This window comes from Bacteroidia bacterium, from assembly GCA_033391075.1.
Taxonomy (GTDB): domain Bacteria; phylum Bacteroidota; class Bacteroidia; order J057; family J057; genus JAWPMV01.
Genome location: JAWPMV010000001.1, coordinates 1103630 through 1128931, shown reverse-complemented (window position 1 = coordinate 1128931; position 25302 = coordinate 1103630). Strand labels below are relative to the sequence as shown.

17 protein-coding genes are annotated in these 25302 nt (G+C 41.6%); 8 read left to right on the top strand and 9 right to left on the bottom strand.

The features are described from left to right. The first annotated feature begins 18 nt into the window (after nucleotides 1–18). From R8P61_04455 to R8P61_04440, 4 genes are all read left to right on the top strand, one after another. Nucleotides 19–1155, top strand: a complete 1137-nt coding sequence (locus R8P61_04455) for a hypothetical protein (protein MDW3646295.1) — start codon at nucleotides 19–21, stop codon at nucleotides 1153–1155. 26 nt (nucleotides 1156–1181) lie between these two features. Continuing rightward, nucleotides 1182–2378: a helix-turn-helix domain-containing protein gene (locus R8P61_04450; GenBank protein MDW3646294.1), complete on the top strand. Its 1197-nt coding sequence runs from the start codon at nucleotides 1182–1184 to the stop codon at nucleotides 2376–2378. Between the two features lie 79 nt (nucleotides 2379–2457). Further along, nucleotides 2458–4590 (top strand): serine hydrolase domain-containing protein, encoded by a 2133-nt coding sequence (locus R8P61_04445; GenBank protein ID MDW3646293.1) that lies wholly within the window; start codon nucleotides 2458–2460, stop codon nucleotides 4588–4590. Between the two features lie 137 nt (nucleotides 4591–4727). Further along, nucleotides 4728–5855: a hypothetical protein gene (locus R8P61_04440; protein ID MDW3646292.1), complete on the top strand. Its 1128-nt coding sequence runs from the start codon at nucleotides 4728–4730 to the stop codon at nucleotides 5853–5855. 220 nt (nucleotides 5856–6075) lie between these two features. Here the strand turns inward: R8P61_04440 and R8P61_04435 are convergent, their stop codons facing one another. Continuing rightward, nucleotides 6076–6630, bottom strand: a complete 555-nt coding sequence (locus R8P61_04435) for a hypothetical protein (protein MDW3646291.1) — start codon at nucleotides 6628–6630, stop codon at nucleotides 6076–6078. 536 nt (nucleotides 6631–7166) lie between these two features. Then, on the bottom strand, nucleotides 7167–7901 hold the full coding sequence (locus tag R8P61_04430; protein MDW3646290.1) for a DUF4197 domain-containing protein: 735 nt from the start codon (nucleotides 7899–7901) through the stop codon (nucleotides 7167–7169). 109 nt (nucleotides 7902–8010) lie between these two features. On the opposite strand from R8P61_04430, the gene R8P61_04425 reads away from it, so the two are divergent. Continuing rightward, the gene (locus R8P61_04425; GenBank protein ID MDW3646289.1) at nucleotides 8011–10170 is read left to right on the top strand and encodes a DUF255 domain-containing protein; all 2160 of its coding nucleotides are present in this window, start codon (nucleotides 8011–8013) and stop codon (nucleotides 10168–10170) included. Nucleotides 10171–10251: 81 nt separating this feature from the next. Here the strand turns inward: R8P61_04425 and R8P61_04420 are convergent, their stop codons facing one another. From R8P61_04420 to R8P61_04400, 5 genes are all read right to left on the bottom strand, one after another. After that, entirely contained in the window at nucleotides 10252–11316 is a 1065-nt protein-coding gene (locus tag R8P61_04420; GenBank protein MDW3646288.1) for a ribosomal protein L7/L12, read from the bottom strand. A 174-nt stretch (nucleotides 11317–11490) separates the two neighbouring features. After that, a complete protein-coding gene (locus tag R8P61_04415) occupies nucleotides 11491–12735 on the bottom strand; it encodes an alanine dehydrogenase (GenBank protein MDW3646287.1) in 1245 nt (414 codons plus the stop codon). After that, complete coding sequence (gene tsaE / locus R8P61_04410) at nucleotides 12722–13162, bottom strand: tRNA (adenosine(37)-N6)-threonylcarbamoyltransferase complex ATPase subunit type 1 TsaE (protein MDW3646286.1); 441 nt, start codon at nucleotides 13160–13162, stop codon at nucleotides 12722–12724. The genes R8P61_04415 and tsaE overlap by 14 nt, the downstream gene beginning before the upstream one ends. A 120-nt stretch (nucleotides 13163–13282) precedes the next feature. Then, the gene (locus R8P61_04405; protein ID MDW3646285.1) at nucleotides 13283–14854 is read right to left on the bottom strand and encodes a PglZ domain-containing protein; all 1572 of its coding nucleotides are present in this window, start codon (nucleotides 14852–14854) and stop codon (nucleotides 13283–13285) included. A gap of 276 nt (nucleotides 14855–15130) precedes the next feature. Beyond that, on the bottom strand, nucleotides 15131–16321 hold the full coding sequence (locus R8P61_04400) for a hypothetical protein (protein ID MDW3646284.1): 1191 nt from the start codon (nucleotides 16319–16321) through the stop codon (nucleotides 15131–15133). Nucleotides 16322–16381: 60 nt separating this feature from the next. On the opposite strand from R8P61_04400, the gene R8P61_04395 reads away from it, so the two are divergent. Next, on the top strand, nucleotides 16382–17617 hold the full coding sequence (locus R8P61_04395) for an HD domain-containing protein (GenBank protein ID MDW3646283.1): 1236 nt from the start codon (nucleotides 16382–16384) through the stop codon (nucleotides 17615–17617). Here the strand turns inward: R8P61_04395 and R8P61_04390 are convergent. Then, nucleotides 17614–18222, bottom strand: a complete 609-nt coding sequence (locus R8P61_04390; protein MDW3646282.1) for an NTP transferase domain-containing protein — start codon at nucleotides 18220–18222, stop codon at nucleotides 17614–17616. The two genes, R8P61_04395 and R8P61_04390, sit on opposite strands and share 4 nt — an antisense overlap. A 155-nt stretch (nucleotides 18223–18377) precedes the next feature. Here R8P61_04390 and R8P61_04385 point away from each other — a divergent pair, with 155 nt between their 5' ends. Then, nucleotides 18378–20630: a DUF5916 domain-containing protein gene (locus R8P61_04385; protein MDW3646281.1), complete on the top strand. Its 2253-nt coding sequence runs from the start codon at nucleotides 18378–18380 to the stop codon at nucleotides 20628–20630. A gap of 123 nt (nucleotides 20631–20753) precedes the next feature. On the opposite strand, the gene moaC is transcribed toward R8P61_04385, so the two are convergent. Continuing rightward, nucleotides 20754–21233 carry a cyclic pyranopterin monophosphate synthase MoaC gene (gene moaC / locus R8P61_04380; GenBank protein MDW3646280.1) on the bottom strand — a complete coding sequence of 160 codons (480 nt, stop codon included), beginning with the start codon at nucleotides 21231–21233 and terminating at the stop codon, nucleotides 20754–20756. 144 nt (nucleotides 21234–21377) lie between these two features. On the opposite strand from moaC, the gene R8P61_04375 reads away from it, so the two are divergent. Then, a complete protein-coding gene (locus R8P61_04375; GenBank protein MDW3646279.1) occupies nucleotides 21378–25298 on the top strand; it encodes a response regulator in 3921 nt (1306 codons plus the stop codon). Nucleotides 25299–25302 lie beyond the last annotated feature (4 nt).

The following is a 25302-nucleotide window of genomic DNA, read 5'->3' as shown; positions in this document are numbered from 1 at the left end:
TCGAATACAATTATCTCTATGAAATCAATTCATTTTTTACTGCTATTAAGCCTATTTTTTCTTTCCTGCGAACCCATAACTATAATCCCCGCAGAATTTGATACCTATGTCACTGCTTTTGTGGAAGCGGGTGCAGAAAGGGGGGTAACTATTGACCTGGAAGAGGAAGGAGTAGAACTAAGATTGGTTACTGCTATAAGTGGGAATCTTATCGCCAGTTGTGAGCCTAATGAAAAACCCGCATTGATCCGAATTCAGGAAGCATATTGGAATGCAAGTGGGGAGCGAGAACGGCATCGACTGATTTTTGAGCAATTGGGAAGGTGCGTGCTCAATCGTAGCGATCGGGAAACATTGAGCCAAGATCATGAATTTTTGAGTATCATCCATGGACAAGGAATTCCCGCTTCAGATATAAACCTGGTTAATCGGGTTTTCAATATCTGGGGATTTCGTTGGGAGTATTACCTCGATGAGCTTTTTGATCCAGATACTCCCCTGCCCTTTTGGAATCAAACTGAAATCAGCTACGAAGATGTTGAAGCCGCTCAAAAAGAATCCCTTTTTCTGGAGGAGTTTGATGACAACCAAAATGGATGGTTTGTTGATTCTACGGAGTTTTATGAAGGCAAAATTGAAAATGGGATTTACTACTTCAGAGCTCTGGACGATTCCTTTTTCCCGGAAATAGATCAAAACATTGATCAAAGTAGAAATTTTGAAATAGAAATTCGGATCAAGAATATCCAAAGGGGAGTGAATTTGGTTTTTGGAGGAGAAAGGCGCCTGGATGCCTACAATTTTATTCTCTCTGATTTTTATGGAACTGCAGGAGGCTTTTACCTTAGCGACAACTTCACCTATTTCTCCCTCTTTCAAGAAGGATTGAATACGGCTCCCGATTTTGAAAATAAAGGCTTTGCCACCCAGCCCGTTCCTGGCCTTGATTTGGAGGCCGATGAATTTCATACCCTTACGGTTAGAAGGCAGGGAGACTTGCTCTACTTCTTTGCCAATGAAGAATTTTTGTACGTAAATGATTATGAAACATTCAGAGGAAGTATGCTCGGATTTCTGGCGGCCTCTCGAAGAGGTGATGCTGATTTTGTGAAGGAGATCTGGGTAGATTATCTTCGTGTGGACTATATTCCCTAATCAACTCATGCATACACGCTTCATTTATGCTCTTTAGTTTCAGCCCGAAAAGTTCAACCCTCCTGATCTTCTTTGTTCATGGACTGGTCTATGCTTTTCTCTTGCTAAAGAAAGGTTTTGATGATCAGAATACGCCCAGTAAGTACCTGGGAACCTTTTTATTGTTGTGTGTACTCTACATATGTCCCTTTATGTTGGGATATGCGGGTTGGTATTCGACGAGAGGGCATCCTGATATTATGTTTTTCGTTCCTTTTCAGCAGCTCTTTCTGATCGGACCTATTTTTTATTTCTATACCCAAAGCCTCTTAAATAAATCATTCAAACCTGCAGGAAAGGATTTTCTCCATTTCCTTCCAGCTATCCTTTACCTGATTTTCAGTCTCATTGTATTCGTTACGGATAAATTGATTCTGGATGAATATTATTTCTACGCGGATGGGCGAGATATGGACCTGGATCCCTGGTACCAATGGGCAGGACTTTTTTCCATGCTCTTTTATCTGATCCTTTCCCTCAGGTATTACAGGACTTATAGAAATCTCGCCTATCAGGTAACCAGTTATGCAGATGCCATCCTTTTCCAATGGCTACAAAGGTTTCTCCTGGCCTTTCTCCTCATTTTGATCCTCCGTATTCTGTTCTTCATTCTAAATCCTGAGTGGGGACAGTTTGGGAATAAGTATTGGTACTACATCTGCTTCTCTCTCCTATTCTATTATATAGCCATCAACGGCTATTCCAGTACCATCAAGAGTTCCCTTTCTTTCCAAACCTCCTTTCTGCATAATGAGAAAGTAATGCTCCTGGATGAAAAAGAAAAGCATGAGATCAAGTCTCTGCCCGCAACCGAAGACGCTAAATCGGGGATAGAGGATTTAAGGGAATGGAAGCAAAAGCTTGAAGACTTGATGATAAGAGGAAACCTCTATGAAAATCCGCGCTTATCCCTCATTGACATTTCCGCCAAACTCGATACGACTCCCAAGCAAGTTTCTCAGATTGTAAATCAGGGCTTCCAAAAAAATTTCAATGACTTCGTGAATCAATTTCGAACAGAAGCATTGATTCAAAAGCTCCAAAATGGCGATCATCAAAAACAAACCCTGCTTAGTTTGGCTTTAGAGGTTGGGTTTAATTCAAAGTCTACCTTCAATCGGGCCTTTAAAAAGCATAGCGGACTTACTCCTCGCGAATTTTTGCAAAAATTAGAGGACAAATAAGTGCCAAATCAGGATTTGAAGCGAAAAAAGGCCATAAATGGCTGAATTTCACCCAAAATTAATTCTGATACTTACAAACATGTCAAGACCGCTAAACATCTTTTTACTTATTTTCCTCCTGCCTTTCTTCCTCTCCGCACAGAGTGAGAAGCTGGATAAAATCGAAGAAGTATTTAAGAACAAGATCCAGGGAGAAGTTCCCGGAGCTGCTTTGGGAATCGTCAAAGATGGCAAGATCATCTATGAGAGATACCTGGGATATGCCAATTTGGAGCATCAAATTCCAGTAGACGCAAACACACGATTTAATATTGCTTCTACAGCAAAGCAATTCACAGCCCTTTGTATCCTCCAACTTAAATTGGATGGGAAACTGGACCTGGAAGATGATTTCCGCAAATATTTACCTGGATTTTATGAAGATATAGAGCATCCGATCACCATTGCCTCTATGCTTACCCATAGTAGTGGAATCAGAGATTATTCTGACCTGCTGAGTGTAGAAGGTGATCCCTGGTGGAAGCGAGTTGGATACGGGAATAAAGAAGTGCTTCAGCTCTTGAAGGCTCAAAAAGAGCTAAACTTTGAGCCGGGTAAGGATTACTCTTACAGCAATTCCAATTATACCCTACTGAGTGAAATAGTAGCAAAGTTAAGTGGCAAAAGTTTCCTTGAATACTCCAGTGAGCTTTTCGAGAAACTCGGCATGCCCCATAGCCAATATTGTGATAATTATATGGCAGTAATTCCACATAAGAGCCTCCCATACAATGATTGGGGAAATGGGAAATGGCAACAATATCCTATGGTGGTTGATCTAAATGGTGATGGTTTCCTTTTCACAACCTTAAAAGATCAATTAGCCTGGGAAACATTCCTGCAAACAGAGGCTGAAAATCCCCTGGCCAGCTTAAGCCAGGAAACCGTCCCTTCCAGTGAGATAAAGAGCTATGGATACGGATTGGAACTGGAAAGCTATAAAGGCTTAAAAATGCGCGCACACGAAGGAGCTACCGGCTCTTACAATTCTCAGGTCCTCCGCTTTCCTGAGCAGAAGATCAGTGTATTTATGATGAGCAATAATGGTAATTTCTGGAGCTATGGAGTGGCCAGAGAAGTAGCTGACATTATGTTGGATCTGGAAAGTGAAACCGCGGCTACACAGGATTTTTATCCCGATACAGAAAAGGAATCTGTACTTAAGGCACAAGAAATTCAAGGAAAATATACTTCTGAAAGTGGTTCCTATGTGGAAGTCCGCATGGAAGGAAATGATCTTATGTGGAAGCGTTATAATTCTAATCCTGTAAGGCTCCTTTCTGTAGGGGGAGATTTGTATGATTGGGAAAGAGATATTCGAAATAAAATTCATTTCAGAAAAGACCAGCAAAACAGCTATTTGGATATCTATTATCCCGGAAACGATGTAGTAACCTACAGCATGATAGAAGAGGAAAGTATTCCTGAGACTTATGTTGCAGCTCTTGAAGGAAGATATGTCAGTAAAGAGCTCAAAACTGATCTAACAATACAGCTAAGTGCGGAAGAAGGCTTTAGCCTGATCATTGATGGAGATACCATCTCCGCATCCATACTTTTCAAAGATCATTTGGCAGCAAACAGTTATCGTTTTAGTCCGGGATATGATAGATTTGGACGGGTAACAGAAATCCTGCTGGATTATGGCCGTAATAAAAACATCCGCTATACCAGAAAGCATAAAGCTAAATTTCCCCGAACACTAAAGACAGATGATGGCGGAGAAATTATCATAGCAACCACTTCCGAATCATATGGAAAAGGCAAAGGAGACATTTTACTCAGCAAAAGTGGAGCAGATGGAAATGAAGATTGGTTCAAAACTTTTGGAGGGACAAGTTATGAGCAAGCGAGTTCATTTATCAGAACGAAAGACAATGGGTATTTGATCGTAGGCTCTACCTCTTCCTATGGCAAGGGAAATTATGAAGTTTACCTTATCAAGACTGATTCAGAGGGTAAGAAGAAATGGGAAAGGTATTTCGGAGACGAATACAATGAATACGGCCTTACAGCCAAACAATTAGAAAATGGAGCCTATGAGGTCCTGGCAACTAAACAGATCTGCGATAACCATCAATTTGATAATTGCCACAAATACATCTGGCGGCTGGAGGTAGATGATCGAGGGAATTTGCTCCGAGATGATTTGCTGGAAGAAATATGGGAATAAAGAATAAAGGGGCAGCTTCAATATGGTCTGCCCCTACTTCTTTTACGAATTTTCAATTTATTGACACTCTTGCTAAGAAGTTTTGTAAAGAGATCTTTGGCTTTTGCATATTCGGGAAATACAAAAGCCTATAGCTTATGAAAAACACTACTATTCAAAAAGTTAGTCTCTTCTTATTTGTCATTTTTCTCTGCTCATGCGAAGCGCCAATCGTAAATATTGAATCCCTATTTACTGACTATGTGGATCGCTTTGAAGAAGAGGCAGCTGCGAGAGGAATCAATATCGATTTCTCTGAAGAAGGAATAGAAATACTCCTGGTGGATTCTACAACATATCTCTATGCAGGATACTGTGATAAAGATCAGACTACTCATCAAATTACCATTCAGCGAAACTTTTGGGATAATGTTACTGAAAGGGATAGAGAAAGACTTCTCTTCCACGAATTGGGGCACTGTATCCTGAATCGTAGTCACAAAAATGGCCTGACAGATGATAGAGAATTTCTCAGCATCATGCAGGGAAGTGGAAGTCAATCACAATTTTTTTCTGTCAGAAATCGCTTTATTAACTATTCTGGCTTCCGCAAGGATTATTATCTGGATGAGTTATTCGATGGAAATACATCCCGTCCGTTCTGGGCAGATACTCGCCTGGCATATGCTGACCTGGACAGCATGGACAAAGACAATCTCTTTTTTGAGGATTTCGACAATAACGACAATGAATGGTATGTAGATTCCACTGACCAACATCAGGGGAAAATCGAGAATGGGCTTTACACTTTCACCAGCAAATCCAATTCATTTTTCCCCTCTCGTCAGCTATCAATAGATCCAGCCAGAAATTTTCAAATTGAAATCCGCATCAAAGCTTCCCGGCTGGGAGCATTTCTGTTGTTTGGCTCAAATGAAAACAGCAGTTCCCAATTTTTCAGTTTTCAGGACAATTATGGCTTTGCCAATGGACAGTATTTAACAGATGGCAATAATTACGGCTATATTTTCCGAGCTGATCCTGAAATAAGTCCATATCTCCATCAATATGTACTCAAGCCTTTGCGGGCTTTTGATATAAAGGAATTTGTCCTAATGACTATTCGTAGAGAAGGAGACCGATTATACTATTTCCTAAATGAAGAATTCTTTTATGTAAATGATTACTATCCCTTTAGTGGGGATCGCATTGCTTTTCTTCCTTTTGATGGGGAGGGTAGCAGAGAAATCACAATAGATTATTTTTCGGTAGACTATATCCCCTAAAAACAACTTGAGTCATCCCATCAGACCAAAGATGAGAACCCCCTGGATCTGAATCATTTTTGAAACTATACAAAAGGCTGCCTCTGATATTGAGGCAGCCTATTTTTAGCATATTTCGCTTCTCTGGAAAGGAACAATCAAAAGAGCATTTCTACGGCACATAATTTAAATGCTTATGCTCTTTTCTTGCTTTTGCCATCCAGATACCACTACCCACTCATTATACTTCTGCACCAGGAGCCTGATTATTACCCTTACCATAGGTAACGATCTTCGAGTCGGTAATCGAAAGCATTTGTGAGTCCTTTTCCCCTTCTGTATAAATTACTCGGCTACTAACAGCAATTTGAGGGTAGCTAGAACTTACAACCACACGGCCCTCATGAAAGTGGAGCTCAGGGCTGGAAACACAATTCAAACTTGTGATTTCACCAGGAATTTGGCGAGAGCCGAAGTCAATTGTATAACCCGAAGGGATCAAGTAGTTACAAGAACCTGCCACCTGATTTCCAAGTCCCCAATAGAAAGCGACTCGAACAAAATTTCTAAAAGCAGATTGATTGGTTACAGAAACAACGGTAGATGAACGAATCCTTCCTCCGGTTTGAGAGTTCATGTAAGTCACCAAATACCTGGGGGATGCTATCGGGAACAATTCCGGAAGTTTAATTTCCCCCAATTCTCCTAATTGGATTTGACGTTCGATTCCATGAATAGCCAGAGCATTTGATGGCCAATTCGGAGAATTCGGTTTCTGATCTGATTTCTTTGACATGTGTTAAATGTTGATTGAAATAAAAAATGGAAAAAAGGAATCCCTCATTTCAATCATCAGGATTGAAATCATACTAAGGGACTAAGCAGGAAAGGCTAATTACCAGTAATAATTACAGTTGAAACTGTCTTATTGACAAACTTTCGCTTGAATCGCGAAATTAAGATATCGCTATAGGACGGGCATGCAGAACATTCTTTAGAATCAGAACCTCAATTTTAGGGATTACGTTTTTACCAATTCCAAAACAAGCATATAGGCCTAATAAAGAGGCACTTAGGACAGATATTTTAATTCCAATCTACAAACCAGAAAATATTTACACTAACACAAAAGTGTCATATGTAATATTTCAAATTCCATTAGATTGGGGAATATTTTGAGCATATGGAAAAATAGAGATACAAATGAAGGAGGCATATTTGTTCTCAGACACCTTAAGAAAACAAAAACGGGAAGGTTCAAAAGCACCTTCCCGTCTTTAGGTTATTTGGAGATAATCAGTGTTACTGAACTCCTAATTTTCAAACCTTTTATCATCCATTTCCACTTTTCTGCTGCTCGGCATATCCAAATACCTTTTTCAACAAATCAGAAGTTCTGGCAATGGGATTTTCTCTGATCTTTTTCTCCTCATCAGCCAATTTGAGGAAAAGTCCATCCAGGGCTTTACCTGTAGCATACTTTACAATATCGGTTTCAACTTTCTTACGCACCAAAGGAATCCGATTGTAGCGGGTCGTGAGATCCGTCCACAACTGGGTGGCATTTACCTCATCCAATGACTTTTTTACATGTGGAGAGAAAGCACTTGACAATTGCGTAAGCGTTTTATCCCGGAAATAATTAGTAGCTGCATTTTCTCCCCCTAGCAGAATGTTCTTCACATCAGCAAAGCTCATCTCCCGTATGGCATTTTTGAAAATGGGAAGAGCTAAAGCGGCTCCTTTTTCAGCTCCTTCATTGAGCTTCTTTTCGAAGTTGTCCACGACATTTCCCAGACCAATATCTCTCAGGGCATTGGCAGCAAATTGGGCTTCCTGAGGAAAAGGGATTTTTACCAGGGGATCATTGAAATATCCGCCATCTTTATTGAGGGTTTGAACGGCGAAACCAGCACCTTTGGTGAGGGCTTCTTTCAAACCGGAACTCATTTCTCCCAAACTTGGTTCAGTAGAGGCAGCCACTGTCTCAACCACTTGCAATAATTCTTTACAGGAAGTGAAGACGAAAAGGCTTAAACTTAGACTTAATATGATGATTCTTTTCATAAGGAATTTAGGATTAGCGACCATTGTTAATATTTCATAGACGAAAAATAAGGGCAGGATGTCACTTTTTCTGTACTTTTATATCTGATACATTTCTGTGCGCTTATTCATGTTTCATTTTTCAAGGAGAAATAATCAGCATTGGAATGCACGTTTGGGGGGAAAATCAAATCTGATCAATGCTTCCTTTCTTAAAAAGAAAGTTTCGTGGATCATATTAATTAGCCTCCTGTCCTGCACAGCCCAGCAACTTCGAAACAAGAATGTTGCGGAAGAGGATAATTTTAACTCCCTCATACAAGAAAATAGCCATTTTCTCCGGCAATATGCGCAAAATCCTGTAAACTGGAATCCCTGGTCAGATGAAATCCTTGAGGATGCACGCTCATCGAATAAATTGATCTTCCTGAGCATCGGATACTTTGGCAGCCAACTTTCTCATAATATGGAGAAAGAGACCTTCCGCGACTCTGTATTTGTGCAAACCCTCAATGACAATATGATCCCCATTCTAGTGGATCGCGATGAACGGCCTGACATTGCTGCATATTTCAGCAGATTTTGCGAATTTTTTAATGAAAAGAGCTGTTCTTTCCCCCTGAATATAATCCTCCTACCGGATAGAAAACCTTTATTTGCAGCCTCATCCCTGCGGCCGGAAATCTGGACGGACATAGCATCCCGATACAGTAGTTTGTATGACTTGGAAAGAGAAGAAGCCCTGGAACTGGGAAGAACCCTCGATGATAAGATGTTTGACTTCTATCATCCGGAAAATTATCGAGCAAATGCCCGTATGCCTCGCATCTCCCTCTATGAGACTTTCCAAAGTCTCCGGAATGAGATATATCAACAAAGATTCCTCAATGACGCCAAGGCCGTCAATGTAAACCCCGATTTATTAAACTTCCTGGCGACCTATACGACTTTGGATACACGTCTGGAACCTGCTCGTTTGTTGGAAGAACAATTGGATAAATGGGCCATGGGCGGAACCTATGATCATCTCGGCGGAGGATTTTTTCTCAGGAGCAAAGATCCCAATTCCTATTTTCCTGATTTTGAGAAACTCCTGATAGATAATGCCCGCAAACTTGAACTATATGCCAATGCTTTTCATCTGACCCGCAAGCGCCATTATGAGCAAATCATGTATGAAAGTATCGAAAGCATAGAGCGGGATTTTAAAATGGACAATGGTTCCTATCTCAGCAGTTGGGATTCATATAGTGAAGGGGAAGAGGGACGTTATTATTTGTGGTCTCATATCGAGATAGACGCCGAATTGGGAGTAGAAACTGAGCTTTTCAAAAGGACCTATAATGTGAGTCGGCAAGGCAATTGGAAGGAACGGGAAAATGTGCTCTTCCGCAAACTTAAGGATGCTCAACTGGCCTATGGGTATCGAATCAGGACCCTTGAATTTCAATCTGAACTTGAGACCCTGAGGGAGAAGATGCTGGATGCTCGTCAAAAGCGGGTAAAACCGGATCGGGACCCTAAACAAATTTGTAGTTGGAATGCCAGACTCATACAAGCCTATATAAAGGCCTACAAGAGCACTGGTGATGAAAAGATATTATCCTATGCCAAACGCATGATCGGGGCTTTGGAAGAGCAGAACTATGCTGAATTTCCTCGCTTGAATCACATCAATAAGCAAGAGCAGAACGAGGAATTTCTGGAGGATTATGCCCAAATGATTCTGGCTTATATCGACCTTCATCAAGTCAGCTTTGACGAACGCTATTTGAGGAAGGCAGTAGAATTGAGTACCCATTCCCTGAGTCGCTTTTATTCTTCCACCCGCCAATTGTTCTATTATTCCTATGGCGGAGAAGATCTAAGTCGGGTTCCTTTTGTGGAAATGGAAGATGGAATCATGCGCAATGGTAATGCCCTCATGTGCGAAGCCCTTTACAAATTGGGACTGATCATGGATAAAGCGGTTTACTTGCGTACGGCTGAAGATATGTTGATGCATGCCGCCCCTCTCTTACTCGAAAACCCACTTCAGTATCAAAGCTGGTTGAAGCCTTATATCCTCATGGAAGAATCGAACCATCTCATCGTATTGCGTTCGGAAGATAAGCAGCAATTGCGGAAAGAGCTGGAACACTATTATGTGCCCAACCTTCTATTCAGGGAGGACTTTCCTGATGGCTATCGTTATGAGAGAGACGGAGGCAGAGAGGGCTATTATATATGCAAAGGGAGAAATTGTAAGGGGCCTTTTGAAGATCCGGCCGAATTACTAGATAACCTATAAAAAAAGCCAGCAGAAGCATAGGCTTCTACTGGCGGTTCATTACCTCAAGCTCTGAAGGTTTAGAGCTCTGATTTTCCCTGATTAATTTATTTCTACCTTGGCACCAGCCTCTTCCAAAATTTCTTTCAGAACTTCGGCCTCATCAGCGCTAATACCTTTCTTTATCGTTACAGGTCCATCTTCCAATCCATCTACCATTTTCTTGGCTTCTCCCATACTCATGCCCGTAATCGATTTTATTTCTTTTATCACATTAAATTTAGAATCTCCAGCGTCCAACAACATGACTTCGAAACTCTCCTGGCTTCTGTAAAGCTCTCTGGAATTATCTTCTTTATTCTTCTCTTTATTGGATTCAACTTTCTTTGTTTTCTCCTCTTTCATCTCTTCTACCTCATCTGTGGTACGCTCCATCTCATCCTTTCTCGCTACTTCATCAATATTGATCGACTCTTCAGGTCTGATACCCGTTCTCAATTCTTCAAAATCTACCCTGAAATCAGCCAGCTTCTGCTCTTCCTGAGAAATGGCAATCAGCTGTGCAGCGCGGTCTGCTTTATTTTGTTCAATCTGATCCAACAGCTTTGCCAGCTGATCTTCCAGTTTGATAGAATCTTTTACCAGTCTATCATGAGTCTTAACTGCATTACTCGCTACTTTTTCCTGCTCCTCAATCATCAATTCGAATTCATAAACCGATACTTCATGCTGTAGACCTTCCATCATGTCCATTGCATAATCAATTTCATCAGGATAAGATCCGGAATCAATGAAGTTATTATTACCAGTAGACATCCAAATATGGACAACAGAATGATCTTTGGTTCCTTTGGCTTTCTCTACTCTATATGTATAATCCATGGTGGAGCCTGAAATCGCACTATAGCGCACTCCCGTAAAGGTTTTCATCCCACCACTCAGGCTTTTAATGCCTCGCATAGCCTTACCTTTGCTATTCGTTTCTGCTTTAAATTTTCTATTGAGTACTTCTGCTACATTTTTTGGCTGGCCTTCCAGGGTGATGGTAAGGGCATTACCAGATTCTTTTTTGGCATAAGCCTGTACGCCTTCTGATACCTGAGCCATCAAGGCAGTAGTAAGAATCAGCAGGGCACTGATAAGTGTAAGGGATTTAAGCATTTTCATAATCAATCAAATTAGTATGATACCTTTTAGACCCTTTGCGAATATAGGGGTCACATCTTTTCATTACAGAAAGATGGATTTTGTACAGGTACAGCAGTTTACAACGATGGTGGATCCGGGATGGGTTTACAGAAGGAAAGATAAAAAATTATTCCCCAATTCCGTAATATAAAATTACATAGATGCAATGAGCAAATCTATGTCTCGATAATTCATATTCATCCCGAAAATACTGGCCATGCTCTTTTTGGTGAGATGTCTACGATAGATGTAGATTCCTCGCTTGAGGCCTTCATTGTATTTAACGAGGTTATCTATTCCTCCGCTTTCGCCGATGTTGACGATGAGAGGTCCAATTATATTGCTAATCGCTATGGAAGCTGTTCTGGCTACCCGGGAAGCAATATTAGGCACACAATAATGTATTACTCCATGTTTGATGAAGGTGGGTTGATCATGGGTAGTAGGCCGACTGGTTTCGACACAGCCGCCCTGGTCGATGGAAACATCAATGATCACAGAGCCTTCTTTCATTTCCTGCACCATATCCTCGGTCACCACCAGAGGGGCACGTCCTCCTTCTTTGAATGCGGCACCAATTACCACATCTGAAGAAACCACAGCTTCTCGAATATAATTACCCTGGGCTACAGAGGTGTAGATATTGATTCCTAGTTCTTTTTCAATCCGTCGGAGTTTGTAGATCTCTTCATCGATAATCCGCACCCTTGCTCCCATGCCCATAGCCGTTTGGGCAGCATTGAATCCCACGGTACCTGCGCCAATAATAGAGACCTCTGCGGGAGGGATGCCTGTAATACCTCCTAACAACATCCCCTGCCCATCATTATTGCCTGTCAATAGTTCAGATGCAATATGTATAGAGGAAACACCGGCAATTTCGGACATCATCTGTACCAAAGGCAAAGAGCCATCGCCACTCCTGTAGAATTCAAAGCCCAGGGCTGTGATATTCTTTTTTATAAGTTCATTTAAGATTTCCGGAGAAAAACTGCCCAGATTGACAGCAGATATGAGGGTTTGATTATCGCGCAGCAGTAATGCCTCATCAGAGGACAAAGGAGAAACCTTCAGGATAAAATCGGCCTGCTTAAAAACATCCTCCACTTTATAACAAACAACTGCTCCAGCTTCCGAATAGTCTTTATCAGTATATCTGGCACCTTCGCCTGCACCTTGCTCAATATAGACTTGATGTCCATTGGCAACCAGAACTCCCACTGTCATGGGGGTAATTGCTACACGATTTTCCTGAAATAGAAGCTCTTTAGGGACCCCTATACGCAAACTCTTTTTGCTTTGGTGCTTCCTTACTGCCAGTTCTTCAGGAACTGCCCTGTATCCGGAATACACACCCGAAAAAAAGCCGCGATCTATGGACATATCAATCTTCCCCATTTGCCTGATAACTTAAATCAATCTTTCTCTTGTTTTCTGAAATAATGCTAATCTCCAGTAGAGCAGCTTCTGAAGGGAGTAAATTTGGTATTCTTTGGGGCCATTCGATAAAGACGTAAGAACCTGAATAAAAGTATTCCTCACAACCTATATCAAATGCTTCTTGCTCAGATTTAATCCGATAAAGATCCAAATGATAAACGGCTGAATCTTCGGTCCAATACTCATGGATCAGACTAAAGGTAGGACTGCTTACCGCTTCTTTAACGCCCAGGAACCTACAAAAAGCCTTGATAATGGTGGTTTTCCCGGCTCCCAGCTCTCCGTAAAATGCAAAAACTCTCACATTTTTACAAGCATGCAGAATCTTTTCAGCGATCGCCGGGTTGTCTGATTCTGATTGACTTAGAAAGCTTTTTTGCAGCACGGTGTAAAGTTTGCATCGCAAATAAGCCACTTGCAAAAGGATTTTCCAAATACTGGCATAAAGAGATGCGGGCCTGGAAATCCAGACCCGCACTTTGTATTTTTTATCGCTCCTAAAAGCTTATCTATTCTTGGGAGAAAGTTCTATCAATGGAATGATCATTTCTTCCAGGCTTATTCCTCCATGCTGAAAGGTATCCCGATAATAATTCACATAGTAATTATAATTGTTGGGATAAGCGAAGAAATAGTCCTCCATGGCAAAGACATAGGTCGAACTTACATTGGATTGAGGGAGAAAGGCATCTGAAGGTTTACGAACGGTAAACAGATAACGCGATTTCTCATCATAATTGAGGTTTCTTCCCTGCTTATATCTGAGATTGGTGGTCGTCTTTTTATCCCCGATGATCCGGCTAGGCCTCTTAACCCTGACGGTTCCGTGATCCGTAGTAAGGATCACTTTGACATTGCGCTGGCTGAGGGTTTTCAACACGCTCAAAAGAGGAGAGAATTCCAGCCAGGAACGAGAGATGGAGCGGTAAGCAGCTTCATTCGGGGCCAATTCGCGTATGATATTCATTTCGGTACGCGAATGTGACAGCAGATCAATAAAGTTGTAGACAATGACATTGAGGTCATTGTTCATCAGATTGAGAATATTGTCTGCCAGATTTTTCCCATCTTCATTTCTAATGACTTTGGTATAGCTGTGTTTGATATTCAGCTTATGACGGGAAATTAATTCTTGCAAAAATTCTCCTTCGAATTTATTCTTCCCCCCTTCCTGATCATCATTCAACCAGTATTTGGGATATCTTTTGGAAATCTCCAGGGGCATAAGACCGGAGAAAATCGAATTTCTTGAATATTGAGTCGCGGTAGGCAAAATCCCGTAATAGGATTGCTCATTTTCTACATAGAACAATTCCGAAACGAGGCTTTCAAAAGCTTTCCACTGGTCAAAACGCAAACAATCTACCAGAAGGAAGAATACGCTTTCATAATTCCCATCTAAATGTGGAAATACTGATTGAGGGATTACATCCGGAGAAAGCAGGGGCTTTTGATTGGGATCAGAAGTATGCAACCAATCCAGGTAATTGCGAGCAACAAAACGCCCAAAGTTGGCATTTGCTTCATTTAACTGGGTTGAGAGGACCTCTTCCATACTTTTGTCCTCATTTTCTTCCATCTTCCCTTCCCAGTACATCAATTTCTTATAGATATCTTTCCAGTCTTCAAAGTCATTATCTTCGAAAAACTGCATGGCGATATTTCTAAAATCCTGCTGATAGCCAGAATTTACCTTGGCAGTGATCAGTTTTTTATTTTCCAGTACTTTCTTGCAGGCCAACCAAATCTGGGTAGGCTTGACCGGCTTGATCAGATAATCTGTAATCTGAGCGCCGAGAGCATCTTCCATGATATGTTCCTCTTCCGACTTGGTCACCATAATCACCGGCAGATTGGGTTTGATCTGCTGGATCTCGGCTAAAACCGCGAGGCCATCCATTCCGGGCATTTGTTCGTCCAAAAATACTATATCATAGGTAGCTTCCTGTATCATCTCTAAGGCATCGATCCCATTACTGGCAGAATCTACATCAAAGTTTTTCTGCCGCAAGAACATCATATGTCCTTTCAGGTGGTCGATTTCATCATCTACCCAGAGTATTTTTGCATTGGTCATATTATATAAATTTAAAGCCCGATAGGTATGTATTTATAAAACTCAAGATTCAAATCCAAACTACACTCAGTAGCGGCAAAAAGCTTGCCGTTCGAATTCGAGTGATTTAGGATGGATCGGGTAGAGTTGCTTCGCTATAAATTGATTGATGATCTTGAAAAGGCGTGAACTCATACCTACGTATTCAGTATGCATTGGTTCAGAAAAGGAGAGCAAAAAGCCATGCTTTGCTGAGCATCAATGTAAGCTTCCGGACTTTCCTTCAGAATTTCCTCTTTAGGTCCCTTTTATTTCAAATTCTACTTTCTCCGAATTAAGGCCTGCATTGGATAACATACAGGTATAAAAGCCCTCCGAGAGTTCGCCTACCTGTATCCTGGCCCGCCTACGAGTACCGCTAAATTGAAAATCCTTTACAGGTTTCCCTCCAGCTGTAGCAATCGTTATTCGAGAGCCCATTTCTTTATTGGGTGAGTTAAAGCGCACTTTCAGTTTGCCTTTTTTCGGTTGTGGGGCAACATAGGTAATAGCCGGATAAATATGATTGGCATCAGCCCGCCTGCTTCTCCAGACAAAAAAGAGTACAACTGCCCCTATGCTCAACAAAACTGCCAATACCATGGTCGGCCAATTGTCCCAATCAATCCCGCCTTTGAGGTCGCTTTTTTGCTCGTAAGATTCTACCAGAATTTGTCCTAATTCCGGTTTGTCCTTCAAGCTCATGCTTACTGTCCTCAAATCCGTCTTACTCTTCTGTGGAGAATTGTATCTAATTTCAGTTCCCCACCGCCACAAACGATTCAGTTCTTTAAGCTTATCCAACATTTCTTCAGAGCCGTCAAACAAGAATAACCCCCCTCCACTTTTTTCTGCCAATTGGCTTAGTTCCTTGTCAGCTTCTTTCCCCTGAAATAGAATGTAAATGGGAGAATGCATAAAATCTATGGTTCCCATAATGGTTTCGAAAGGAGTACTGGAACCTGTATCGCCTTCATCCAGTACCAAAAGCGTAAACCACCTTTTGCGATATTTTCTCCGCCCAAAACGTTCTAGATTTACCTGCAGAGCATCATAGAGGCCATGCTGAGGAATGTCTTTTCGAAAGAAATAATCTATATCCGCGAAATTGGAGTTGAGATAATTGATCAGAAGATCTTCTACGGTCGAGTCGCCCAGGGTATTTCCAATAAATTTAGGGCTGGAGAAAATCCGTAAACCGAAAGCCAGGGGATGGCCGTGACGGATGTAGTGAGCCTGTGCTTCAACCTTATTTTCCAGGATAATCAGGCTTTGTTCTTCCATCATCATCCTAAGATCTGAAGGGCCTGAAATTATGAGCTTTACCTCCGGATAATTATCGGCATCCAGCTCCCGTATCTCCAGCTCCTGAGCGGAAACAGAGATCGTAAAAAGAAGCAAGAAAGAGAGAATCAATGGGTTGTCCAGCCGACGGAGGTAAGCTTTCAATAATCTAAAACTTAAGGTTGAGCTTATTTTCTTAACTTGATCCCCCAAAATACATTATCCTTGGAAAATAGCCTAAAACTTTCCAAAATCATCAATGATCCAGTACATGGATTTATTGAAATCCCAAGAGGGACGATTCTGAGTCTGATCGATACCGCAGCCTTTCAGAGACTCCGCCGCATAAAACAGTTGGGAATGAGTGCCCTTGTTTACCCCGGAGCCCAGCATACTCGCTTCAATCATGCCCTGGGAGCCATGCATCTGATGCGCATGGCGCTGGATGTATTAAAGCGAAAAAAAGTAAAAATAGATAAGCAGGAATATCGGGCGGCCCTCATAGCCATCCTTATGCACGATATCGGTCATGGTCCCTTTTCTCATGCCCTGGAGCATGTGATTATCCCCGGTATGCATCATGAGGAAATGAGTCTGGCCCTCATGCACTACCTCAACAAAAAAATGAAAGGAAAGCTCAGCCTGGCTATCGAGATTTTTGAGGGAAAATATGAGCGCCATTTCCTGCATCAGTTGGTATCCAGTCAGCTGGATATGGATCGCCTGGATTACCTGACTCGGGATAGTTTTTTTACCGGAGTCGTTGAGGGGGTTATCGGAACGGATCGGATCATCAAAGTGCTCAATGTACTGGACAATCAATTGGTAGTTGAGGATAAAGGGATTTACTCTATCGAGAAATTTATTGTGGCCCGTCGTCTGATGTATTGGCAGGTGTACTTACATAAAGCAGCTCTTTCCGCAGAAGTCACCATGGTCAATATTCTGAAACGGGCAAGGGACCTTTATCAGGAGGGGAGTGATTTAGGACTGGGCGAGAATCTGAATTTCTTTTTCAAACATCAGATCACAAGTTCCGATCTGAATGAGGAAGTACTGGAGCGTTTTATTCAATTGGATGATTCAGATATAGAATACGCCATCAAGCAATGGCAACATCATTCCGATCCGATATTGTCTGATCTTTGCACCCGAATTTTAACCCGAAGACTCCTCAAGATCCACATACAGGATGAGGAAGTAAGTAAAGCAGACCTCGAAGCAAAGCAGCAAGCCTTTCTGGAACAAAACAAACTTCCTGAAGAAGCCCTCAAATATTATGTATTCACAGGCACAGTAGCCAATCAAGCCTATCTGGAAAACAATCGCGAGCCCATTCTGATTTGGTTTAAAAAGAGTGGATTGAAAGATTTGGCCAGCGCTTCAGATATACAGAATATCCATACCCTTTCGACTCCGGTTGTGAAATATTACCTCTGCTATCCCGAGATGAAGGCCTAGTTTTTCCTTTGTTGAATATAAGCCCGTATGCGAGCCTGCTCCTCCGGGGTATTCGCATTCTGTAATTTTTCGGGCGAAGGGGCCTCTACGAGTCTTGCATCCTCTACCATCAACAATCTCCTGGGACTGATATTATCATGGGCTATATGCTCCCGGATAAGGGCATGACTTTCGGCTTCCCAAATGGCAAGTAAAGGTTCCGGTTTCCCATCGAATGGAGACAGAAAAGCCGTTGCAATTTTTGAAGAATCCCTTTGCTCCAGGAGGTACTCAAAACTTGCTATATCCATCAAAGGAACATCACAGGGAAACACTAAAAATCCCTTTGCGGGATACAATTCCATAACATGATCCAATATAAACATAGGTCCTGCCCTACCCTCTTTATCTGCTATGGGGAAATAATCCTTCAACTCTTCCATCTGATCCTTTCTACAAGAGGTCAGCACCTTTTCCAGCCCAAGTTTCATCAACAATTCAAAGCAATGCTCTCGCTGCGCTTTGCCATGATATTTGATCAATCCTTTATCTTCCTGCATACGTTTACTCTTTCCCCCCGCCAATACAAGGCCGATCAATCCGGGATATTTACACTCAGTCTGCATGAAAAATTGAACCAGAGAGAATAAAAAAAGTTGATTTGTTGTCTAATAGAATCGAAAGTCCATAAAATTAGGCTTTTCGCAGATTTAAATATACTCGGGATGTTTCTATTTGCGAATTTGCCGCCTTAATGATCAGGCTCTACAATCTATCCTATATGCACACGAAATCTATTCTATCGCTCCTAACTGTTATTTCCTTCTTTTGCTTTGATCTAACAGGACAAAATCTAGGCTCTCCGCTGCAAGAGGAGTATCAGGTACGGATTAAGAAGACAAAGGAAAAAATCACCATAGATGGGGATCTAACTGAAGCTGTCTGGGAAGACGCAGATGTAGCGACAGATTTTTGGTGGAGTTTCCCTACAGATGACAGACGTGCCTCGGAAGACACCCGAACCGAAGTAAGACTCACCTATAATGATCAATACATTTACATTGCAGCTACTTGCTATGATACGGATGATTATGTGATCCAAACCCTAAAAAGAGACAGCCGAACCTTTTGGCGGGGAGATGGATTTGCAGTTATCATCGATCCACTTAATCAAAAGGCTACGGGCTTTACCTTTGGGGTGAATCCGGCAGGTGTGCAAACAGAATCCTTATTGAGTGGCGATACCGGCCGTAGAGGTTCGCAGGGAAGAAGTGGAATAAATGCCGCCTGGGACAATAAATGGTTTTCCAACGTAAAGACCTATCCTGATAGATATACCATAGAAATTGCCATTCCTTTTAAAACCCTGAGATTTAAAGATAAGAACAGAGTCTGGGGTATCAATTTCGTTCGATCTGAACGAAGGAATAATAGTTACCATACCTGGTCCCCGGTACCGGTGCAATTCAGGAGTGTTGATTTGGGATATACAGGTGCACTGATTTGGGATAAAGCCCCCAAAAAGACGAACAATAATATCTCTTTGATTCCCTATATGCTGGGTTCTTATAACCAAAACCTGGAAGAAAATGAGGATGCAGTTTATAAAAGAAAAATTGGGATGGATGCAAAAATTGCCGTTACCTCTTCCCTGAATCTTGATCTAACGGTAAATCCGGATTTCTCACAAGTAGAAGTAGACCAACAGGTAACCAACCTTACCCGTTTCAACATTCGCTTTCCAGAGAGAAGGTTATTTTTCCTGGAAAATAGCGACATCTTCAGTGATTTCGGCATTCCTCCCATGCGGCCTTTCTTTTCACGTCGAATAGGATTGGACGAAGATGCCCAACCTATTCCGATAAATTATGGAGCCAGATTGAGTGGAAATATCAATAAGGATTTCCGGATAGGTATCATGAATCTGCAAACAGGCGCTACAGAAGAATTTGCCGCACAGAATTATACAGCTGCTGCCTTTAATCAGCGGGTCCTGAAACGATCCACCATAAAAGGCTATTTCCTCAATCGTCAGGCTACCTATGAAGGAGAGACCTTAAAAGGGGATTTTAACAGAAATGTAGGACTTGAGTTCAACTATTCCTCCCAGGATGGTAAGTTCAGAGCTTTTGGAGGTGGGGGAGTAGGACTTAGTGAAGGTCATTCCGATGAAAATTTGTTTTATAACATCGGTTCAGGCTATGATGGACGAAACTTTAGTTATTACATCAATTTCGCGGGAGCGGGTACCAATTACTTTGTGGATATGGGATTTATTCCCCTTCTCACTCATTATGATGCTGAGAGAGATACTACCTTACGGGTAGGTTTTCACCATAACTATACCCGAGCATCATATACCCATTATTTTGAAGAGAACCCCAATATCATCTCCCAAACTTTTGCGACCGATTTTGTAGGAGATATCGCTACAGATGGACGCTTTATTCAAGCCAATCCCTCTCTAAGTTATAATTTACGCTGGACCAATAGTAGCAGCTTTCAAGTCGAATACAGCAATGAAAACATTGCCCTGCTTTATCCTTTCTCATTTACCGGAAGTGAAAACACTCCCCTTCCAGTAGGTACTTACAGCGCCAATAGTTTTGAGGCGAGTTATTCCTCTGACAACCGCAAGGTCCTCTCCTATGAAGCGGCTGTTAACTACGGTGGCTTTTACAATGGAACAAGAACGGGATTTGCACTTACCGCCCGATACAGAGTTCAACCCTGGGGCAACTTTGACCTTACCCTTGCAAGAAATGATCTCGTTTTTCCAGACCCGTATGGAAATACCCAATTATGGCTGATCAGTCCGCGAATCGAGATCAATTTCTCTCGCAATGTATTCTGGACAACCTTTTTCCAGTTCAACACCCAAAATGACAACTTCAACATCAACAGCCGTCTCCAATGGAGATTCCAGCCGATGTCCGATCTGTTCATCGTCTATACTGACAATTATGCGGTGGAGTTCTGGGGGCCTAAAAACCGGGCACTGGTGCTGAAGTTGAATTATTGGTTGAATTTGTAGGAAGACGAAAACGTGTTCTGGTGCTCTTGTGCTCTTGTGTTCTTGTGCTCATGTAAAAAATGATGTATGGAAAAGTGTTGTAGTGTTTTGGTGTTATAGTTTTCGAGAAGACCTGAACACTCTTTAATTCCTTTGGAAATCCCTCTTCCCCCCACTCTTAGCAATCAGCTGAGTTTCGAGGATACGGATATCATGCGAAAAGGCTTTGCACATATCATAGATAGTCAGTGCTGCGACAGAGGCTCCGGTCAGGGCTTCCATTTCTACTCCTGTCTTTCCACTTAAACCGACCTTGCAATCGATTTGCAGAGACTCTCCATCCAGCACTTCGATGAGAACTTTGATCTTTTCCAGTTGGAGGGGATGGCATAAAGGAATGAGATCATGCGTCTTCTTGGCGGCCATGGTCCCTGCAATAATTGCAGTTTGAAAAACAGGCCCTTTTTTTGTCTGAATTTCGCCTCCAGAAAAATGGGACATGATTTCCTCACCCAGCCATACAGTAGTACGTGCATGGGCTTCCCGAAAACTAATTTGCTTGGGACTTACGTCAACCATTGAGGGATTTCCAGATGCATCCAGGTGTGAAAAGTCTTCTGCCATGGCAATTTTTCTTCAAATCTAAGGCATTTTCAGCTCTCCACAAGGGCTGATTTTTATTTCCTGCCTTACATGTGTAACCAAAGAAGTCTGATTGGGTTCATCTCTGCTTCCAATCTGTTTAGAATAGCCTTATTGATCTTTACTATGAGGAAATTTTCTATTCTATCACTCTTTTTCATTCCCTGTTTACTTTTCTCTCAACAATATCGGGTCAAAGTTTTTGGGCAGGAATCGGAAATACAGCAAAAAGAGCTGCAAAATCTCGCAATTGATGCTGAAGGAAGACTTTGGATGCAGCTCGAGGGAATTTTGTACCAATACGACGGTCATAGTTTTACCTCCTTCCCTGAACTGGGATTAATCAGTGGAATAAGTGCCGGGAATAATGGGATATATCTTAGGCAGGCTGATACAATTCTTCACTCTTCAGGAAAAAACAGGCCCATAAGTTTTCAAAAAAATCAAATACTTCCCACTTCTCAACAAGCAGAAAAGGGAAGAATAATAGGTATCAAAGACAAAATATGGGTAAATAATCAGTCAGAACTTATCCGGATAGAATCTCAGCAAGCAGAGGCATTTTCATTCAAAGGAGAAAAACTTAAAGATCTCCATGAAGACATAGAAGGAAACAGTTGGGCACTAAGTGAGGAAAAGGGCTTGTATCTCTTAGACTCCGAAGGCAAAGAGTTTAGGAAACTGGCTTTACGCTTTGCCAAGCAATCACGTATGATTGCAAACCCATCCGGAGGTGTTCTTGTGGGAAAAAGAAGCCTTTTTGAAATAAAACTGGATAGTACCGAATCTGATGGAATCAAGGTCAATAAACTTCCGTGGAAAGGTCCGGCAATTCAAGCCATGTATTATACAGAGGATGCCAAGCTATTGCTAGCTACAGAAGGCGGGAGAATATTTAGTGCAAGCCAGGATTCACTTTGGAGCATCCGTGAGATATTCAACTTCCTTGATCCCCATAAAGTAGAAGGCTTTCCCTTTACAAATATCAAAAATTTATATCCCGGCCCTCATCAATCTATCTGGGTATTGGATGAGTCAGGTTTAGGCTTAATGGAAAAGGCCTTTTTCTCTTCTATTTCAAATTTGCCGAGGTTCAATATCAATGGGCTGGATAGTGATTCTATGGGAAATATCTATTGCAGTGCTGGATCTATTTATAAGATTCAGCCCTCCTCCAAAGAATTTTTGGCAACAGAGTTGGACCTGGGGATCAAAGGGCAGGTAAGCACAGTAGGAGTCGGAACGAAAGGAATCTGGGCAGGCAATCACAATGGAAATCTATTCTATAAACCTTATAAAGATTCATTAAAGGTGCTTGATTTAGGGAATAAAGGCGGAACCATTTACTACCTTTTCTCAGATAAGAAAGATCGGCTTTGGGTCAGTCAGGCCCCAAATGTGAAACCCTTGATAGGGATTACCCGGGTTGACACCAATATGCGGGTTACAGAATATGGACCAAAACATGGATTTACGAATCGGATTCTTGTTACCCGGGAAGGCAATGATGGAAATATTTATTTGGCGGGAATTGGTCGAGAATCCTATCTCTATAAATATATAGAGGCGGAAGATCGTTTTGAGAATTTAAGTTTGCCACTAAACTTTCGCGCTGACTACGATTTCGAAATCCATGATCTCGCTATCACTAAGTCGGGCACCATTTGGATGGCGAGTACCTATGGTTTGCTAAAACAGGAGAAAGGAAAAATTGAAAAGCTTCCTATGAAGGATCTCCCGGAGAAGTATGAAATTCGGGCTATTGCGCTGGGACCTAATGAAGATCTATGGCTGTCAAGCGAAAAATATGGAGTAATCCATTATGATCAGGATAGATTGAGCTTTTTTGATGAAAGTAGTGGATTACCCGATGAGATCATGCAATACCGAGGGTTGATATTCGGACCGAATGGCTACCTATGGGCCGCAAATAATGAAGGTCTGAATCCCTCCCAGTCTCCACATCCTCATCCACAAAAAAGCCCCATCCCTTATATTACCATAGAAAATTCCGGACAGCAGTCTTTTGCAGAGCTTCTGAAAGAAGCTTTTGAAATCAATTTGAAGGATTCTCTAACGCTGACTTTTCACTCTACAAGCTATCCTGCATATGAAGTAGAATATCAACACCGTATCATTGGCCACCATGAAGAATGGTCTATCCCCAGTATGAAAGCCGGCCTTAATATCAGGAAACTTCATACCGGGAATTATACCCTGCAGCTTAGGGCAAGAAAACCAGGGGGCTATGAATGGAGCGATATAAGGAATATGGAATTCAGCGTAATTCCGATGTGGTATGCAAGGCCTTCAGCAGGGATTTTGTATGCCTTCCTTTTAGGTTTACTCGTATTTGTTGCAATTAGAATAAGTTCACAAAGGAGCAGGAAAAATCAGTTGTACCTGGAATCTCTGGTGAAAGAAAGGACCGATAAACTCAAACATGAAAGCCTGCGTGCAGAAGCAGCGAATAAAGCTAAATCCAGATTTCTGGCAAATATGAGCCATGAAATCAGAACACCTATGAATGGAGTTATGGGGATGGCAGATTTGCTATCAGACACACGCCTAACAGATGAGCAGAACGATTATGTAGATACCATCAGGTCGAGCAGCGATAGTCTATTATCCATAATCAACGACATCCTGGATTTCTCCAAAATAGAATCTGGTAAATTGGATATAGAGATGCATCCCTTTAATCTGAGGCTTTGTGTAGAAGAAGTTTTGGAAATGTTGGGGACAAAAGCTAATCAGAAAGAACTGGAACTCGTTTACCTGATAGCAGATGGAGTTCCCAGATATATAGAAGGTGATAAAATTCGTGTGCGGCAAATCCTGGTCAATCTTGTGAGCAATGCGATCAAGTTTACCCAAAAAGGAGAAATTTTGATACAAATAAACAAGCAGGAGGATGCCGCGGAGGATCAAACATTTTTTGATCTGGCCTTTTCTGTAAAAGATACAGGTATTGGTATTCCGCCTGAAAAGCAGGAGAAATTATTTGAAGCATTCACTCAGGCTGATGCATCTACCACACGCAAATTTGGCGGAACAGGATTGGGATTAGCCATCTCCCAAAAGTTAAGCCAACTCATGGGAGGAGATATTTCTGTCCATAGCATTCCCGGAGAAGGAGCAACTTTTACCTTTAGCATAAAAGTTCAGGAAGCCTTAAACTATAAAGAAGAAGAAGGCGTCCTTTTTGATCTGGAGAGCCTGAAAGGGAAAAAAGTCCTGATCGTGGATGACAATTTCACCAATAGAGAAATTTTAAGTCTCCAACTTACAAAGAAAGGCATGGTGTGCACCTCAGAAGATTCTGCCAAAGACGCCATCGCTCGTCTGGCTTCTGATGGATGGCCGGATTTAATCCTCACCGATTATATGATGCCGGAAATAGACGGTTTAATGTTTGCGCTGGAAATCAAACAGCAAGCAAAGGCTAAAGGAATCCCTATTATTCTCTTGAGTTCTCAAGCATTCATCGAAAAAGAAATAGAGGATAAAGACTTGTTTGCAGCTATTTTAAATAAGCCGGTGAGACAACAGGTTTTGTTGCGAGAAATTTGCAAACAATTGGCTACTGAAAAGCAAAATAAGGCAGTAGTTCTGAGCAAAGAGGAAAAATCTTTATTAGCTAGCCAATATCCATTCAAGATCATGGTGGCAGAGGATAATTTGGTCAATCAAAAACTCATTCGTAAAGTTTTAAAGAAAATGGGCTATGAGATTGAGATTGTAGAAAATGGGGAACTCGCTCTCCAAAGAAGCCAGGAAAGTTCTTTCGACCTGATCTTTATGGATGTCCAAATGCCTGTTATGAATGGTCTGGATGCAAGTAGAAATATCCGAAACGAATTAGCACCCAAAGATCAACCTATCATCATTGCAATGACAGCCAATGCCATGAAAGGAGACCGGGAAATGTGCCTGGAAGCGGGAATGGATGATTATGTGAGAAAGCCATTTAAACAAACGGAAGTTGCTGAAATGATTCAAAAATATGGAGAAAAGCTAAGAGAATTTCAGCATTTTAGTAAATAATGAA